Origin of the sequence: Tautonia sp. JC769, assembly GCF_040717455.1 — a bacterium.
In the GTDB taxonomy this organism is placed as follows: Bacteria; Planctomycetota; Planctomycetia; order Isosphaerales; family Isosphaeraceae; genus Tautonia.
Genome location: NZ_JBFEFH010000003.1, coordinates 159,015 through 176,752 on the forward strand (window position 1 = coordinate 159,015; position 17,738 = coordinate 176,752).

Below are 17,738 nucleotides of genomic sequence, written 5' to 3' on the forward strand. Positions count from 1 at the left end.
GCGTGTTCGTTGATCGCGAGTCAAATCCCGGGGCATTCCGCCTTCAGGGCCTCGATCAGGCGATCCACTTGCCGCTCATCGTGGCTCGCCGCCAGGCTGATGCGCAGCCGGGCCGTCCCTCGGGGCACCGTCGGCGGCCGGATCGCGGCGACCAGCATCCCCGAGGCGAGCAGCCGGGCCGCCGCATCCATCGTGCGATCGACCTCCCCGAGGATCACCGGCACGATCGGCCCCTCCGACTCCAACACCGGCAAGCCGATCCCCCTCAACCCCTCCCTCAATCGCCGACCGAGGCCCTGGACCCGTTCCCGCCTCCAGGGCTCCTCCCGGATGATCCGCAACGCCTCGCGAGCGGCCCCGGCCGCCGCGGGCGGCATCGCCGTCGAGTACACCAACGTCGGCGCGTGATTGTTCAGATGATCGACCAGCCGCCGGCTCCCCGCCACGAACCCCCCGACCGATCCGATCGCCTTCGAGAGCGTCCCGACCCGGATCGGGACGCGCCCCGCCACGCCGAGCGCCTCGCTCGCTCCCCGGCCCTCCGGGCCGAAGACCCCCGTGCCGTGCGCCTCATCGACCAGCAGCATCGCGCCGAATCGCTCGGCGATCGCGACCAGTTCCGGGATCGGCGCCAGGTACCCGTCCATGCTGAACACGCCGTCGGTCGCGATCAATGTCCTCCGGAATCGCCCTCGATCGCGTTCGAGCAGGTCTGCCAGCCGCCCGTGATCGCGGTGCGGGAAGACCCGCAGGCTCGCCCCCGAAAGGCGGGCCCCCTGGACCAGGCAGGAATGATTCAGCCGATCTCCATACACGGCGTCTCCCGAGCCGACCAGCGAGGCAATCGTCCCCAGGTTGGCGGCGTAGCCGCTCGGGAACACGGCGACCGCCTCGGTCCCCTCGAACGCGGCCAGCTCCTCCGCCAGGGCCTGATGGACGCCCCTCCATCCGCTCACCAGCGGAGAGGCCCCCGCGCCCCAGCCGTATAGCCGCGCCGCGTCCACTCCCGCGGCGATCACGCGAGGGTCGCCGGCAAGCCCGAGATAATCATTGGAGCAGAAATCGACCAGCCTCCTGCCGTCCCGCTCGATCCATCCCGGAGTGGCCGCCCCGTGGGTCACGATCGACCGTTGCAGGTTCGGTCGCGAGCGGGCCTCGGCCACCTCGTCGATCCAGGCCAGCGGGTCAAGAGTCATCTGATCGTCCTCCTCTCGGGACCCGTCCCGGGCGATCTCGCCTCGGCCCCCCCGGTCGGCGTACCACGAGCACGGCGAGATGCCCACCGAAGCCGAGAGACAGCTTCAAGGCGGCCCGGATCTCCCGGGATCGGCCGACCCCGGGAGTCCCGTCCAGGTCACACGCCGGGTCGGGATCGGTCAGATTCACCGTCGGCGGCACGAACTGATCGCGGATCGAGAGGCAGGTGATCGCCAGTTCGGCGGCCCCTGTCCCCCCGAGCAGGTGGCCGATCTGCGCCTTGTTGGCGGAGCAAGAGACGGAATCGGCATCGGCCCCGAGGGCGTCTCGAATCGCCCGGCATTCGAGCGGATCGTTCACGCGGGTCGCCGTCCCGTGCACATTGATGAGGTCAATCTCCCCGGGTTCCACCGCCGAGCGCCGCAGCGACTCCTCGATCAGCCTGGCCAGCCGAGCCGGGTTTGGGTCGAGACTCGTCAGGTGGACCGCGTCGGAGCCGAGCGCCCCCCCCGCGATCTCCGCGTACGGCAAGGCCCCGCGATCCCGGGCCAGATCCTCACGCTCGAGGACGAGCACGGCCCCCCCCTCCCCGACCAGGAATCCGCTCCGCGACCGATCCCAGGGGCGGACCGCGAACCTCGGCTCCCCTTCGACCCTGGCCATCGCCCCCATCCGGTCGAATGCCCCCAGCACCAGCGGCTCGAGGGATCGATCGACGGCGCCGGCCAATGCCAGGTCGCAGACCCCTTGCCGGATCAATTCCGCCGCGCGCAGGACCGCGACCACTCCGGTGGCACACGCGGCGATCGGCGAGAGCCGGGGCCCTTGCAGGTCGAACGCGCGGCCGATCGCCCGGGCCCCCGCGTCGGGCCAGGCCTCGCTCCAGTCACCCGGCGAATCGGCCGTCCCGTGGCGCACCGACAGATGCCGGCGGATCAGGCTCGGCACGTCCCCCTTGCTCAGGCCGACCACCGTCGCGGCCCGGGTCCGATCGAAGGGGAAGGCCCCCGAGCCCAGGAGCCCGGCATCCTCCAGGGCGGCGCGGGCCTCGACGACCCCCGGCCCCTCGCCGTCTCGCTCCGATGCGGGCATCGGGAACCCGGCCCAGACGCGCCCAGGTCCGGCGTCCAGATCCAGGAACGCCGCGGCCGACCGCCCCGACCGGAGCCCCTGCCAGGTGGACTCGGTGGTGGGACCGAGCCCCGATCGAAGGCCGATCCCCGTGACGACGACCCGGGGCGATCCCATCCTCGACGACTCTGCCATGACTCAGACACCGGACCCGCCGGCCCCGAGGAGGGGGCTCAGCGCGGATCGGCCTCCATCGGCTTCAGGCCGAGCTGATCGAACATCAGGCGGTCGGCATCCACGTCCGGATTCGGCGTCGTCAGCAGCTTCTCGCCCGCGAAAATCGAGTTGGCCCCGGCCAGGAAGCAGAGCGCCTGCTCGGCCTGGCTCATCGACATCCGACCGGCCGAGAGCCGGACCCGCGCCGTCGGCATCAGGATCCGGGACGTCGCGATCGCCCGGACCATCGACCACACGTCCAGCTTCGACTGACCGGCCAGGGGAGTCCCCTCGACCGGCACCAACGCGTTGATCGGCACCGATTCCGGGGGCTCCGGCAGATTCGCCAGGGTGTGCAGGAGGCTGATCCGATCGTCCTCCGACTCCCCCATGCCCAGGATCCCGCCGCAGCAGACCGAGACCCCCGCCTCCCGGACGTGCCGGAGCGTCTGGAGCCGGTCCGAGTAGGTCCGCGTCGTGATGACCCGGTCGTAGTATTCCTCGGACGTGTCGAGATTGTGATTATACGCGTCCAGCCCCGCTTCCTTGAGTCGCAACGCCTGGTCGGCATTCAGCATCCCGAGGGTGACGCAAACCTCCAGGCCGCCCAGCCCCTTGATCCGGCGGATCATCTCCAGTACGCGCTCGAACCGGGGGCCGTCCTTCACCTCTCGCCAGGCGGCCCCCATGCAGAACCGCGTCGAGCCGTCCGCCTTGGCCGCTTCGGCGGCGGCGACCACCGCGTCCACGTCCATCAACGGCTCCGCCTTCACCGGCGCCTCGTAGTGGGCCGACTGCGGGCAATAGCCGCAATCCTCCGGACAGCCGCCGGTCTTGATCGAGAGCAGGCGGCAGACCTGGACCTCCCCGACCTCCTGGTGCCGCCGGTGCACGTCCGCGGCGCGTAGGACCAGCTCCAGCAAGGGCGTCCGGTAAATCGAGGCAACCTCGTCGATCGAGTAGCGCGGGGTCGAGGCAGTGAGCATAATTGGCTTCTTCGGCGGGTCAGGCGGAGGGCGAGACGAGTCGGCCGCCGGATTCCCCTCGGCGGCCCGGACTTACACGAACGAATCGAGGACGACCCGTCGGGATCAACGGCGTGCCGACAGGCTGACGACGAACATGATCGCGAGGCAACCCGCCCCGGCGGCCAGGTACCCGAACAGCGGCTTGCCTTCGCTCTCCTCGCCGGCCACGGGGACACCGGCCTCTTGCGCGATTGCGGCCGCGGGAGCAGCCAGGCCGAGGACCATCGCCAGGACCAGCCCTCGGGCAATTCGGGTGAACAGGCTCATCGAGAAGATTCCTTCGAGGTCTGGGACGAGGTCGAGGTCGATCCGGGCCGAGCGTCCCCGGCGGTCATCGGCAACCAGTCGTCGAGCGGTCGGACGCGCTTCCGGAAGGCGAGCCGGGCCATGGCCACCGCCTTCCACGCCGGGCCTCGCGATCGCAGGTGCATCAGGTAGTCGTCGAGGCCGACCGCCCAGAACCGATAAATCCGCCCCCGGAACGAGAATCCCCCCTCTCCCGGGGGGAGCCCGAACGCCGGCGGACGCTCGGCATACACGAACGCAAGGACCGACTGGAACGACGGCCCGAACAGATCTTGCCAGCGGACCAGGCCGTCCAGGTCGTCGGTCGTCACCCAGTTCTCCCACCGGCGTCGGCCCGAAGCATTCTTACCGCGTTTGCCTTTGACTTCCACCACCAGGTTCGGGCCGAGCCTGGGATAGAGCAGAAAATCCGGAGATTTCAAACCACCTTCCGGCGCCAACGACCGCTTCGCCTCGTCGACCGCGACGCACGGAACCTTCCGGGCGCGGATATACGCCTCGAAGGCCGCTTCATAGTGATTGGAGCGATTGGCCATCACCGTCTCAATCCGGGTCGAGTCGCCTGGCCTCCGGTTCGATTCGCGAGCAGGCCTTCCGGGGCGAAATCGAAGGCAGGCGGTGATCGGGTCGCAAGTCGCCGCCGGATATCTTATCCGGCCTCGGCCGATCCCGCGAGCCATCGACGCCGCCAATCCGGCGACGTTCTTGCCCTCGCGATTCCCGCAGAGGATCGCCTGCCGCTTGGCCCGACCGGAACCGCGGGCCTCCGAACGCCGGTCGGCCGCTCAGGGCCGGTGCCGAACCTCGACGGAACCGTCATCCTTCCCGATCAGCACCCGGCTGGCCATTCCCAGGAAGAAGCCCGTCTCGACGACCCCCGGGATGGCTCTGATCCGACCGTTCAGCGTGCCCGGGTCCTCGTCCAGGTCCGAGAGGTCGACGTCGATCGTGTAGTTGCCGTTGTCGGTCGGGATCGGTTGACCTTCCTGGGCCCGCAGCTCCGCCTGGAGCCCCAGCCGCGCCAGCTTCCGCTGCACGAGCGGCAGGCCGAACGGGACGACCTCCACCGGGAGTTGCCGGCAATAACCCCGGCCGAGGCGGTCGGTCAGCTTCTCCTGGCCGACCAGGACGATCAGGGTGCGGGACGACGCCGCCACGATCTTCTCCCGGAGCAGGGCACCGCCCAGCCCCTTGATCAGGTCGAGCCGGGGGTCGACCGCGTCGGCGCCGTCGAACGTCGCGTCGATCTCCTCCACGTCGCCGAGGCCGAGCAGCGGGACCCCCACCTCTCGGGCCAGGGCCTCGGTCGCCCGGGACGTGGCGATCCCCCGCACGTCCAGCCCCTCCCTGACGTGCTGCCCCAGGCGTCGCACGAATTCCGAAGCGGCCTGCCCGGTGCCGAGGCCGATGACCGTCCCATCGACGACCAGCTCAAGCGCCTTCTCCGCGATGCTCACGACTGCGTTCCCTCGATTTTCGTCGCACGCCCCGACTCGAATCGACGGAGCACGCCCCCCGGATGACCCCGCCCCTACGATGACAGACGCTCATCCCCCTGGCAAGCTGTCCGACTCGTTTTCGAGGCCCCATCGCATCCCATTCCGATCCGATCTTCCCCCAGCCCCGTCCCCTCCCGATCGAGCGCCCTTCATCCCGATCCGACAACCGGTTGACCGCGACCCGGAATTGCTACAATCGATCGTCCGCGAGCGTCGTCCTCTCCGTCCGACCGCCTCCCTCAGCAGCAATCCACCCCCGCGATGAACCTCCCCGCCATCATTTTCGACTTCGGCAACGTGGTCGGTTTCTTCGATTATGTCCGGGCCTGCGAGGCCATCGCCCTCCCCCGGGGTCTCGATGGTCCGGCCCTGCTCCGAAACGCCCGGGAACGCGGGCTGAACGAGCTCGTCGCCCGGCTCGAAATCGGCCAATTGCCGGCGGAGGCGTTCGTCTCCTCGTGCTGTTCCTTGCTCGAACTCGACGCGCTGACCCCCGACGAATTCCGCGACGCCTGGTCCGACATCTTCTGGCCGAACGAGTCGCTCGTCCCCCTGATCCGGCGGCTCAGCGACGCCGGGCATCCCCTGATCCTCGGCTCGAATACCAACGGCCTGCACGCCTCGCGGTTCCGGGGCCAGTTCGCCGACACCCTCGCCGCGTTCGATCGCCTGATCCTCTCGTATGAGATCGGCCACCTGAAACCGTCGATGGGCTTCTACCGTGCCTGCGTCGAGGCCGCCGGCGCCGACCCGGCGCACTGCATCTTCATCGACGACCTGCCCGAGAACGTCGAGGGGGCACGCCGGGCCGGGCTGCACGGCCTCTGCTACCGCGACACCCCGACCCTCGAGGCCGACCTGCTGCGGCTCGGCGTGGCCGCGGCGGCGCGTGAATCCTGACCCACCGGCGGTCGCAATCGCCCCGTCCCCGGCGTCCCGCCGCGGGGGAATCCCGGGCAATCCTGGAACATCCCGATCATCCCGTCCGATCCTCAGCCGCCGGGCCCGATCCGCGTCCCGGGCGTTTGACTCGGCCGCCCCAGGCCCCACACTCCTAATCGAGCCACGGCCCAACGGAACGTCCAGCCGCTCGGGATTGTTGCGACAAACACACCCCTTGATCTCACTTCGAAAAAATCCCACGGACAGGGACTTGACTCGCCCCGGGGCACGGCGCCATGATTGGGTGAGTGCATTCATGCCATCTACGTCCGAGCGTTTCGATCGAACCAACTGTCCCGACCCGACCGAAGGCCCCCGAAGCTTGGGGGATCCGGCGGCCGATGACATTGGGGGAGGTCGGCGCGCGGGGCGGCATTCCATCGCGTCGGGACCCCGGCCGGGTTCGGCCGGGACGTTGGAACACTTTGGGATCTGATCGCACCTTATCTCCGAGCATCCCCCGGGAGAAACTCCCCGTTCGTCGCGGGGCATCGTCGGCACGCCACGCGATTGTCCGGCGGACGAGTGGGGGGGCGGGACCAATTCCAGGAGTCGTTCGATGGGCAGCTTCAAGGGTGACAAGCGCAAGCCGGGCCGGAATCGTCCTCGCTCCCTCAGCGGGCTCGCTCGACGCGACATGAGCCCCGAGCGTTTGGAAGAGCGGACGCTTCTCTCATCAGGGTTCACCACTCCCCAGCAGGTCACCGCCGCGGCCCTGAGCGGGCCGGTCTTCGACACCGGGGGCAAGCACCTCTCGGAGCTCTTCGAGGCCAGCCGCGTGGGCGGCAACGCCCTGCAGCAGACGATCGCCGCCAAGTCGCAGTTCATCACCTTCCGCAACGGCCTGGTCGGGGTCGACATCTACAGCGACCGATCGCTCGGTTTCGATCGGCTCTCGAAGACGTTGACCGATCTGGGCATGCAGATCCTCGCGACCGACTCGCGCAACCAGATCGTCGAAGGGTTCTTGCCGCTCAATCAGCTCGGCACGGTCGCCCAGATGGCCGGCGTCCGGACCATCAACCCGATCTTCACCCCGGCCGTCCGGTCGCAGGGCTCCGCCTCGAACCAGGCCAACGAGGTCATGCGGGCCGACGTCGCCCGCGGCCAGTTCAACGTCGACGGCAGCGGCGTGACCATCGGCGTCATCTCTGACAGCGTCGACCGCTTCCAGGGGGGCCTGGACGACTCGATCAACACGGGCGACCTGCCGCCCCGACCCCGGATCAACGTCCTGCTCGACGAGCCGGTCGGAGGGAACAACTCCGACGAAGGCCGGGCGATGCTGGAGTTGATCTACGACATCGCCCCGGGGAGCGACTTCGCCTTCCACTCCGGATTCGTCGGCGGCCCCGTCACCTTCGCCGATGGCGTCCGCCGGCTCGCCCGGGAAGCCGGCTCCGACCTGATCGTCGACGACGTCGGACTCGTCGGCGAGCCGGTCTTCCAGCCCGGCCTGATCGCCCAGGCGATCACCGACGTCACCAACGAGGGCGTCACCTACTTCAGCGCCGCCGGCAACGACGGCGACCAGGGCATCGAGACCAACTTCCGAGGGGTCAACGCCACCGTCAACGGCGTCGGTGCCGGCCGGTTCCTCGACTTCGACCCCGGTCCGGGCGTCGCCACCACCCTGCAGGTCACCACGAATCAGGCGAATTCCCGGGTCGTCATGTGGTGGGATGACCCCTGGTTCACCGGCAATGCCGCGACGAACCTGGACTTCTTCCTCCTCGACGCCAATGGCAACGTCGTCTCGTCCGGCGTCAACAACAACATCGGCAGCGCGACCCCGCAGGAATTCGAGGTCATCCCCGCGGCCGGGACCTATCAGCTGGCCATCCGGGTCACCGGCGGCCCCGACCCCTCCCGCGTCCGGTTCCAGACCTTCTTCGACAGCCTGACGGTCGACCAGCAATACGGGAACGCCGGCACCACCACCTATCCGACGACCTTCGGCCACCCGGCCCACTCCGACGCGATCGGCGTCGGCGCGGTCAACTTCTTCGACGCCCCCCCCTTCTCCACGCAGTCGCCGACCCCGACGGCCGACTTCACCTCGCTCGGCCCGGTCCTCTACTTCTTCGATGCCGCCAGCAACCGGCTCCCCCAGTCGCAGTTGCTCCTGAAGCCCGACGTCGCCGGCCCGCAGGGGACGAACACCAGCTTCTTCGGCAGCGACATCCCGCAGGACCCCGACACCAACCCGAACTTCTTCGGGACCTCGGCCGCCGCCCCGAACGTCACCGGCCTCGCGGCCCTGATGAAGCAACTGAACCCGACGTCCCGGCCGGACGACATCCGGCAGGCCCTGACCACCACGGCCACCCCGGTCAACGGCACCCCGGCCCGGGCCTGGGACAACCGCGGCGGCTTCGGCATGGTCGACGCCGTCCGGGCCATGACGGCCATCGATCAGCTCCGCGTCGTCGCCTCGACCCCGGCCAACGTGGCGGTGCTGGCCTCGGCCCCCTCGTTCATCGAGGTCGAATTCTCGAAGGCCATCGACCCGTCGACCGTCCAGGCGTCCGACCTGACCTTCCCCACCACGCCGAACGGGGTCACCATCTCCGTCGGGACCCCGGTGGTGGTCGACCCGATCCGGGTCCGATTCCCGATCACCATCAACACCGCCTCGCCCGAGGTCCAGGTCAACGGAACGTACGTCTTCCGCCTCGCCGACAACGCCATCCAGGCGCAGGACGGCAGCGAGCTGGTCGGCCTCGACCGCGCCTTCTCCATCAGCGACGTCACGGCCCCTCGCGTCACCAACACGATCCTCCAGGGCCGCATCCTCGTCGTCCAGTTCAGCGAGGCCATGCGGGCCTCGACCATCAATCGGGGGACCGTCCAGCTCGTCCGGACCGGCGGGGTCGGCGAGTTCGGCCGTCCCGAGAACCGGGTCGTCACCGACGATCCCCGGGCGCTCTTCTTCTACGACGCCCCCAACAACCGGGCCATCTACGACCTGCGCGGCCTGCCGCAGACGGCCATGCCGTCCGACATCTACGCCTTCGTCGTCAGCGACGCGGTCCGAGACGCGACCGGCCTCCGGCTGGACGGCAACTTCAACGGCCAGTTCCCCTCGGGCGACGGCGTCCAGGGCGGCACCTTCGTCCAGAATCTCGGCGGCCGGATGGTGATGGCCCCCCAGATCGTCCAGCTCGGCCTCACCGCACAGTCCGACACCGGCCTGCCCGGCGATCGCAACACCAACCAGGCCCGGCCGACCTTCTCCGGATTCGTCGCGGCCCCGTTCCCGGCGACCAACGCCGGGCTCCAGGTCGCCGTCCAGTTCGTGCAGGATCGGGCCGGCGGCCTCGACCTCGACGTCGGCACCGACGGCCAGGGCTTCGTCGGCTCCCCCGACCTCATCGTCACCACCGACGCCTCCGGCTTCTTCACCTTCCAGGCCCCGGAAAACCTGCGGCAGGGCTTCCACCAGGTCCGGATCGTCGTGGTGGGCGAGTCGGACAATTCGTCGGAGGACGGCGAGGCCAGCCGCGCCGACCTCTCCTTCCGGGTCGATGACACCGGCCCGCTGGTCACGGCCAGCTCCATCCCGATGGACTCCCGGATCTCGAACCTCCGCAACATCACCCTCAACTTCTCGGATCCGATCCGGCCGACCGACCCGAACGACCCGCTCGCGGTCCCGGCCCAGCTCGACATCCCGGCCCTCGACCCCCGGACCGCCGAGAACCTGGGGAACTACTCGCTCTACAACCTCGGGCCCGACCGGACCCTGGGCACGGCCGACGACATCGACCTGTCGCGGTTCATCCAGAGCGCGACGTTCACCTCGACCACCAGCCGCGGCGTCTCGACCGATCCCTACACGGCCCAGGTGGAGCTGAACTTCTCCGACGGGTTGCCGGAAGGCCGCTACGTGCTCGTCGCCCGGACCCAGGGCTCCGGCTTCTCCGGCATCCGAGACGCCGCCGGCAATCCGCTCGACAACAACACCGGCCAGGCCGGCAATCAGAGCTTCTTCACCTTCTTCGAGCTGCAGCCCGAATCCGCGTTCGTCAGCAACTTCACCGCCTTCAGCCCCTCGCTCACCAACCCGGGCCAGATGGTCCCGAGCGGGCCCCGGGCCTTCTACGAGGTGCAGGTCCCGGGCTTCACGCCCCGGGCCCAGGCCCCTCCCACCATGTTCCACATCGATTTCTCCAACACCCTGGAGGATCGTGACTACACCAACGCGGTGCAGCTGATCCGGTCCGCCAACACCGCCGGCGGCGATCCCGACGGCGACTTCGGCCTCAACGGCACCACCGGCTTCACCACCGTCTCCGGCCTCACGGTCGAGCTGGCCAACTCGGTCCCCGGCGCCACCTTCGGCCAGCCCGGCTTCCGCAACCGCCTGGTCGTCCGGATGCCGGCCGGCCAGCTCCCCGCCGACTACTACCGCGTGGTCCTGCCGAACACCGGCACCGAGATCATCCGGGACGTCTTCGGCAACCACGCCGACCTCGAATTCCTCGGCAACCAGAAGCCGACTGGCACCGACTACGAAGTCTTCATGCCCGATGGCACCTATCGCGAGGGCCTGACCGGCGACGGCGTCGAGGGCGGCACCTTCGTCACCGGCTTCGTGGTCGTACCCGGACAGCGGGTCGACTCCAGCGGCCGCGTCCGGGGCAATGTGATCTACACCCGCCCCGACTACCAGGACGACCCGTTCCTCTCGTCCGACGACCCGGACGGCAGCGTGCAGCGCCCGTTCGCCACGCTCCTGCCCGAGGCCCGGTCGAACTCCCTCAACGGCGGCGACCTGAACTCGGCCGCGAACTTCGGGACCGGCTTCAACCCCCTGCTCGACCGCAACGGCAACGGCCGGTTCGACCGCTCCGCCTTCTTCGAGGCCGAGCAGAACAGCTCGGCCGGCCCGGTCGTCATCGTGGCCCTGCCCGGCATCCCTCGCCCCGGCACCGGCGACTTCGACACGGTCCAGGAGACCTTCGTCATCGCCCCGCCGGCCGGGATCGACCCGACCATCCCGGAAGGCAACGCCAGCGGCTCCGTGCCGGAGATGACCACCCTGGTCTTCAATCCCGGCTCGGCCCTGAAGATGTTCAACGCCTCGCTGTTCGTCCAGAACCAGGGCTCGGCGCTGCAAATCCGCGGCGGCTCGAACCCGGGCGAGACGGTCGTGATCACCTCGTACCTCGACGACTCGGTCGGCGGCGACACCAACCGAGACCGCGCCAACACGACCGCCCGGGGCGGCGACTGGGGCGGCATCGTCTTCCGCAACTACGACGACGTCTCGAACGGCCGCGCCGCGCTGGCCGGCCAGTTCCCGGTCGACGGCAAGCTCGGCCTCTCGGGCGCCTCCGACGTGATGTCGCTGATCAATCACGCGAACATCCGGTTCGGCGGCGGTGCCGTCCCGCAGACGATCGGCACGCGGTACGACACGATCACCCTCTTCAACAGCCGGCCGACGATCACCAACACGGTCGTCTCCGAGAGCCGGGGCACCGGCGGCTCCCAGGCCGCCATCTCGGCCGACCTCGACTCGCTCCGTGAAGACGCGATCGCCCGAGGCCCCCTGATCCGCCGCGTCGACTTCGTCGAGAACTCGATCAACGGCATCCTGCTCCGGCCCGCGGTGGGGACGCTCCAGGCCCAGGAGACCGACGCGCAGTTCTTCCCGAACAACCCGTCGTCGCTGGGCGGCGTCCGGAACTTTGTCATCGACGACCCGATCCCGTACGTCCTCAACTCCCAGGTCATCATCGGCCAGCGGCTCAACACCCTGACCGGCGGCGTCCAGGGCGGCATCGGCAGCCGGCTCTACGTCCAGCCGGGCATGATGGTCAAGGCCAGCCCCGGCTCCTCGATCGCGGTGGCCAGCGGCAACGCCAGCCTCAACATCGGCGACCGGACGTACATCTCCCAGTACGACGCCAACCCGAACTTCGGCCCGAACAGCCCCGGCTTCCGGCCGAGCGACCAGGGCGACGCCAAGCCGCTGTTCACCACGCTCTTCGACGACGCGGCCGAGACCTTCTTCTTCGACCCGACGACCGGCGTCCGTCGCACGATCGTCCCGGCCAACGCCACCGACGGCAACTCGAACAACCCGCAGCCGTCGCCCGGCAACATCACCTCGGCGCTCCGCTGGGGGAGCATCTCGGTCACCCCGGGCGCCCGGGCGGTCATCGACGAGGCCGAGTTCCGCTACGGCGGCGGCCGGATCATCGTCCCCGGCGGCGGCCTGGGCAACCGCCAGGTGCTCAACCTCTCCGGGGGCGGCGCGGGGGCCTTCGTCTCGGTCACGAACAACGACTTCTACGACAACTTCGACACCCCAATCCTCGTCTCGCCGAACCAGTTGCTCGCGGCCGACCCGACCCGCCCGCTGCTCTCGGGCAACCCGTTCTTCCGCGGCAACGTGATGCAGCGGAACTCCATCAACGGCCTCGGCGTCAGCACCGGCGGCTTCGTCATCCCCCCGGTGAACTTCCAGGGCGACTTCTACGCCGAGAGCGTCCCCGCGAACTCCTGGAGCCCGAACCAGAACGTGGACGCGGTCTGGGATGACACGGACATCGTCCACGTCCTCCGCGGCACGGTCATCCTCGCCGGCTGGAGCAACGGGGCGGGCGGCAAGCCGCTCCCGAACCCGACCGCCTTCGAGGAGGAGCTGGAACCGGCCGTCTCCCTGACGATCCAGAGCGCCTTGCCCGACTCCCTGCTCGCCAATGGCGAACGGATCGCCCGGCCCGGCGAGGAGATGGTCGTCAAACTGTTCAACGACACGCCGATCGGCAACCCCGGCCCCGGCGACGCGATCGACCCGGCCCTGGGCAGCCAGACCGGAGGCGTCGCGATCAACCTCTTCGGCGCCGGCTTCAACGTCGGCTACGACGACGGTGTCGAGGACGACGGCCTCGGCCCCTTGATCGACCCCGGCTACGGCAGCCAGATCCGCATCATCGGCATCGGCTCGAACGAGTCGACCGGCCAGCAGCGGGTGCCGGTGGTCATCACCTCGCTCCGCGACAACACCGCCGGGCCGGTCGTCCGGGGGATCGATCAGTCGGATACCTGGTTCGCCGACTTCCGCGGCCGCACCCTCGATCTCGACACGCCCGTCGCCGGAGACGGCGGGATGATCGGCATCGGTGGCGGCAGCCTCTTCGACTACAACCTCCTCGACCCTCGAAACGGCAGCCTCATCGACAACGCCGACATCCGATTCTTGCACCGGATCGAGTTCCAGGGGGGCGGGCTGATCGACGTGCTCGACGTCGACGCGAGCGAGGCCATCGACATCGACGACTCCCCGAGCTTCCAGCGGCTCGGGACCGATCCGGAAGTCCAGTACAACGCCCTGCACGGCTGGACCGTCTCCAATTCGAATCTCTCCAGTTTCAGGGACGCCGGCATCCTCGCCGATCAGGGCTTCGACCTGATCGCTCGCCGCCTCATCCGCGTCGGCGATCAGCTCTTCATCAACAACCTCCCCGATAATCCCGCGACCCAGCGCATCGGCGGCCAGCGTGGGCAGCCGACCAACCTGTTCTTGGTCAATAACACCATCGCCGACATGCCGGTGGGCGTCCGGGTCAACGCGACGACGGGCAACAATGAGACGTCGCAGACGCCCACGTCGATCGTCATGCTGCACAACACCTTCTACAACAATGGTGTTGCCTTCCGGGCCGAAGCCCCGGTTTATGCGGGCGGGCCGCCGCCCAACAGCCTGTCGCACGTCTACTTCTTCGGGATGAACAACATCTTCGACGGGGGGACGATCGGCAGCCAGGCCGGGGCCGCGGCCATCCGGACCAACGGCATGGTCGGCGGCAGCGAGCTGCTGTTCAACGTCTTCCACAACTACACGTCGAACGTCGAGATCAATAACCCCGCCATCTCCGGCTTCGGATTCCTGGGGAACAATAACCCGATCTTCGGCGACCCGCTGTTCCTCGACCCGCAGAACGGCAACTTCTTCCTGCAGCCCGGCTCCGTGGCGATCGACGCCGCGATCAGCGAAATCGGCCCGCTGGCCATCGGCAACATGCTCCGGCCGATTTCCAACCAGGTCCTCGATGCCAGCGGCGGGATTCGGAACGCAACCGGACGAAGCAACCCGTTCGGCAGCCTGGGCAGCCCCTCCTCGACGCTCGACGTCATCACCTTGCCCGGCACCCCCGGCCGGGGGTTCGTCGACCAGTTCATCCCGGTCCTGCAAGGCACCCCCGGCGGCGTGCTCGGGCCGGCGTCCAGCGCCGCGACCTTCGCGTTCCGGCCGCTCGGCGGCGAACGCGACCTGGAGGGCTTCCTCCGGATCGACGACCCGAACACGCCGAACCTCGGCTTCGGCAGCCGTCCCTACTTCGACATCGGTGCCCGCGAGTTCCGGATCTTCAATCCCCCGGTCGTCACGAACCAGGGTGCCCCCGACGTCAACGGCGACGGGGTCGGCGACGGCGTCTTCGCCGCGATCATCGACCCGTCGACCAACAGCCCGCAGAACATCAGCATCTACACCCCCGGCGGCGTCGCGGGCGTCAACCAGTCGCCGCAGTCGATCAGCTTCCAGATCAACAAGGATCTGGACCCGCAGACGGTCAACAGCCAGACGGTCGTCCTCCAGGCCTCCGGCGGCGACGGCATCTTCGGCAACGCCAACAGCCCGTCCGACCGCACCATCCCGCTCTCGGGCCTGGTGAGCTTCGACCCGGCCACCAACCGGCTGGTCATCGAGCTGGCCTCGGCCAACCTCTTGCTCCAGAACGACCTGTACCGGATCACGCTCATCGGCACCGGCGGCAACGTGATCCGAGACCGCCAGGGCAACGCCCTCGACGGCGAGAACATCGCCACCGACGGCCTGCCCGGCCCCCTGCCCTCGGGCGACGGCTTCCCGGGCGGAAACTTCATCCTGCCGTTCACGATCGACACGAGGGCTCCGGAGGTCATCCCCGGCTCCTTCCGCCTCGACCCGACGAACGACCCGACCTTCCCGGTCGGCATCACCAACGTCGACATGCCGACCTTCGTCGGCAGCGTCACCGACCTGTTCCCGCCGGTCAACCCGCTGATCAACCAGACGGTGGTGCTCGACGTCGACAGCAACGGCGACGGCGTCTTCGACCTGCTCGGGGTCGGACAGGCCATCACCGACGCCAACGGCAACTTCGTCATCACGGCCGGCCAGGCCCTGCCCGACAGCCCGTTCAACGTCGGCCCCGACGGCATCTTCGGCACCTCCGACGACACCGGCTACAGCCGGGCCCGCGTCCGGGTGACCGACGTCTCCGGCAACGAGTCCGACCCGGACGACCCGAACGCCATCATCCGGTTCGTCGTCGACACCCGATCCCCGCGGATCACCTCGACGACGCCCGAAGACGGCTCACAGGTCGACAGCGGCGGCTTCCGCGTCTCCTTCACGGCCGACGAGAACCTCCTGCTCTCCAGCCTCACGGCCCCCGGCTCCATCCAGGTCGCCGGCGCCGGGCAGGACGGCATCTTCGGCACCGGAGACGACCGCACCGCCAGCGTCGTCCTCTCGTCGCTCAACGTCGAGTACCTCGCCACGTCCCCGAGCGGCCCGGTCCGGGTCAGCTTCGACGTGACCGGGGCCGATGCCAACGACATCTACCGGGTCACCATCAACCCCTCGGTCACCGACCGGGCCGGCAACCCGATCGAGGGCGGCGGCTTCAACCTCGACATCATCGTCTTCACCCCGGGCCAGGAACGCCTGCTCTTCGTCGGCTCGCCGACCTCGGGCAACCCGACCGGCTCCCGCAACAACCCGTTCCCGACGATCGCCGCCGGCCTGGCCGAGGCCACCGTCGGCGACACCGTGGCCGTCCTGCCCGGCACCTACAACGAGGCGGTCACGCTCAAGTCGCTCGTCCGCCTGGTGTCGGCCGACCCGTCGAGCACCGACGGCAACGTCGTCCCCGGCCGGGCCCAGGCCACCATCATCCGGGCCCCGATGAATCCGAACGGCCCGGAGGTCACCGTCTCCGGCACCGACCTGATCGGCCTCGGCGGCGATGTCGACACCGAGCTTCGCGGCTTCGCGATCGTCTCGCCGCTGTCGAACGTCAGCAGCGGGCAGCTCCAGGAAGACTCGACCGGCCTGCTGCTGATCAACTCCGGCGGCCTCTTCCACCGGAACATCATCATCAATGGCGGCCGCGGCATCGACATCACCCCTCGGTCCTCCGGGTCGAACCCTCGGGTCGAGAGCAACGTCTTCGCCGGCAACCGCACGGGTCTGGTCATCATGGACGGTGACAACACCGACCCGATCGCCCCGGTCCGGGTGGCGAACAACACCTTCGCCCTGAACAACGGCGGCATGGTCGTCTACGACGCGGCCCTGAACACCGGCTCGATCCTGCTGGCCGACGTGGTCAACAACATCTTCTGGCAGAACAACGCCCGGACCCCGGGTGCCACCGACAGCCACCTGGCCGTCTACCCGCCGGTCGCCCAGGTCCGCGGCAACATGTTCGGATCGAACCCGAACAACCCGCTGCTCGGCTTCCCGGTCGGTGCCCTCAGCACCACCCCGAACCCGGCCGCCGCGTTCAACTTCATCGGCGAGCCGGCCTTCGCCGCGGCCCGAGACCCGAGGCCCGGGTTCGACGGCCCGACGATCACCCTGCTCGACGGCAACTTCGGCCTGACCCCCTCCTCGGCCGCCATCGACGCGGCCCTCGGGCAGGCGGCCCCCTCGGTCGACTTCCTCGGCCGGGCCCGGGTCGATGTGCCGAACCGCGGCTTCGTCAACCTCGGGCCGGCGGACGTCGGGGCCTACGAGTTCCAGCCGTCCAGCCAGGTCATCATCCCCGGCTTCCCCGGCATCCCGGGATCGCCGATCTCCCCGACGCCGACCCCGACGCCCCCGGGCTCGATCCTCTTCGGTGCCCCGGCCCCCGGCTCGACGAGCCAGCCCGGCTCCCCGGTCAACGTCGGCTCCGGCAACCCCTCCGTCACCTTCCAGCCGGGCACGGGCGTCGGGCGGGCCGCCCAGACCGGCGGCACGCAGCAGGCGACCGCCGGCCAAGCCCGCCGCGACCGCGACGCCCTGCGGGGTCTCCTCACCGGGAAGCAGACCAAGGTCGCCGAGACCAACGCCCCGCAAGGCAAGCGGGCCTGGCACGACCTGATCGCGCTGACCCGCTTCCGCCGCGGAAACTAATCGGTTCCGCCAGGCTCTTGTGACAACGCTCGCAGGCGAGCGGTCCCTTGCTCGGGACCGCTCGCCTGTTTCTTCGTTTCAGAACAGTGAAACAGCCTTGCGATCACCCCCGCCCGAGGTCGGAGACCCACCCGCGTCTCACGGTCGATCCCGAGTCCCCATGTCCGGCCCTTCAACGGTCCACCCACTCGGTCTGAGTCTGGGGAGACGGCCAGAAATCGGCAGCGAGGCGTCCTTCACAGGCACCCTTTGCCTGACTGATCCATCATGAAGCAAAGGGCCACCCACGGCGAATGG

The 17,738-nt window shown here is 69.1% G+C and carries 8 protein-coding genes; 2 read left to right on the forward strand and 6 right to left on the reverse strand.

Annotated features, from left to right (window positions below; translation table 11 throughout):
- Window positions 1-20 precede the first annotated feature (20 nt).
- The 6 genes from bioF to rpiA form a co-directional block, all read right to left on the reverse strand.
- Entirely contained in the window at window positions 21-1,196 is a 1,176-nt protein-coding gene (bioF, locus tag AB1L88_RS04715; RefSeq protein ID WP_367095475.1) for an 8-amino-7-oxononanoate synthase, read from the reverse strand.
- Window positions 1,186-2,463, reverse strand: coding sequence for a beta-ketoacyl-[acyl-carrier-protein] synthase family protein (locus tag AB1L88_RS04720; protein WP_367095476.1), 1,278 nt, complete (start codon window positions 2,461-2,463; stop codon window positions 1,186-1,188). Before AB1L88_RS04720 ends, bioF begins: the two co-directional genes overlap by 11 nt.
- Window positions 2,464-2,501: 38 nt before the next feature.
- Complete coding sequence (gene bioB, locus AB1L88_RS04725; protein WP_367095477.1) at window positions 2,502-3,470, reverse strand: biotin synthase BioB; 969 nt, start codon at window positions 3,468-3,470, stop codon at window positions 2,502-2,504.
- A 105-nt stretch (window positions 3,471-3,575) separates the two neighbouring features.
- Window positions 3,576-3,779, reverse strand: a complete 204-nt coding sequence (locus AB1L88_RS04730; RefSeq protein WP_367095478.1) for a hypothetical protein — start codon at window positions 3,777-3,779, stop codon at window positions 3,576-3,578.
- Window positions 3,776-4,354, reverse strand: a complete 579-nt coding sequence (locus AB1L88_RS04735; protein ID WP_367095479.1) for an HYExAFE family protein — start codon at window positions 4,352-4,354, stop codon at window positions 3,776-3,778. The genes AB1L88_RS04730 and AB1L88_RS04735 overlap by 4 nt, the downstream gene beginning before the upstream one ends.
- A gap of 249 nt (window positions 4,355-4,603) precedes the next feature.
- The gene (gene rpiA / locus AB1L88_RS04740; RefSeq protein WP_367095480.1) at window positions 4,604-5,275 is read right to left on the reverse strand and encodes a ribose-5-phosphate isomerase RpiA; all 672 of its coding nucleotides are present in this window, start codon (window positions 5,273-5,275) and stop codon (window positions 4,604-4,606) included.
- Between the two features lie 303 nt (window positions 5,276-5,578).
- Here rpiA and AB1L88_RS04745 point away from each other — a divergent pair, with 303 nt between their 5' ends.
- Window positions 5,579-6,217 (forward strand): HAD family phosphatase, encoded by a 639-nt coding sequence (locus AB1L88_RS04745; RefSeq protein WP_367095481.1) that lies wholly within the window; start codon window positions 5,579-5,581, stop codon window positions 6,215-6,217.
- A 601-nt stretch (window positions 6,218-6,818) separates the two neighbouring features.
- Window positions 6,819-17,441, forward strand: coding sequence for a S8 family serine peptidase (locus AB1L88_RS04750; protein ID WP_367095482.1), 10,623 nt, complete (start codon window positions 6,819-6,821; stop codon window positions 17,439-17,441).
- Window positions 17,442-17,738 lie beyond the last annotated feature (297 nt).

What these genes read in the sequence shown, in the direction of transcription:
- bioF (WP_367095475.1), bottom strand. Translation starts at nt 1,196, where the DNA reads ATGACTCTTGACCCGCTGGCCTGGATCGACGAGGTGGCCGAGGCCCGC.
- AB1L88_RS04720 (WP_367095476.1), bottom strand. Translation starts at nt 2,463, where the DNA reads ATGGCAGAGTCGTCGAGGATGGGATCGCCCCGGGTCGTCGTCACGGGG.
- bioB (WP_367095477.1), bottom strand. Translation starts at nt 3,470, where the DNA reads ATGCTCACTGCCTCGACCCCGCGCTACTCGATCGACGAGGTTGCCTCG.
- AB1L88_RS04730 (WP_367095478.1), bottom strand. Translation starts at nt 3,779, where the DNA reads ATGAGCCTGTTCACCCGAATTGCCCGAGGGCTGGTCCTGGCGATGGTC.
- AB1L88_RS04735 (WP_367095479.1), bottom strand. Translation starts at nt 4,354, where the DNA reads ATGGCCAATCGCTCCAATCACTATGAAGCGGCCTTCGAGGCGTATATC.
- AB1L88_RS04745 (WP_367095481.1), top strand. Translation starts at nt 5,579, where the DNA reads ATGAACCTCCCCGCCATCATTTTCGACTTCGGCAACGTGGTCGGTTTC.
- AB1L88_RS04750 (WP_367095482.1), top strand. Translation starts at nt 6,819, where the DNA reads ATGGGCAGCTTCAAGGGTGACAAGCGCAAGCCGGGCCGGAATCGTCCT.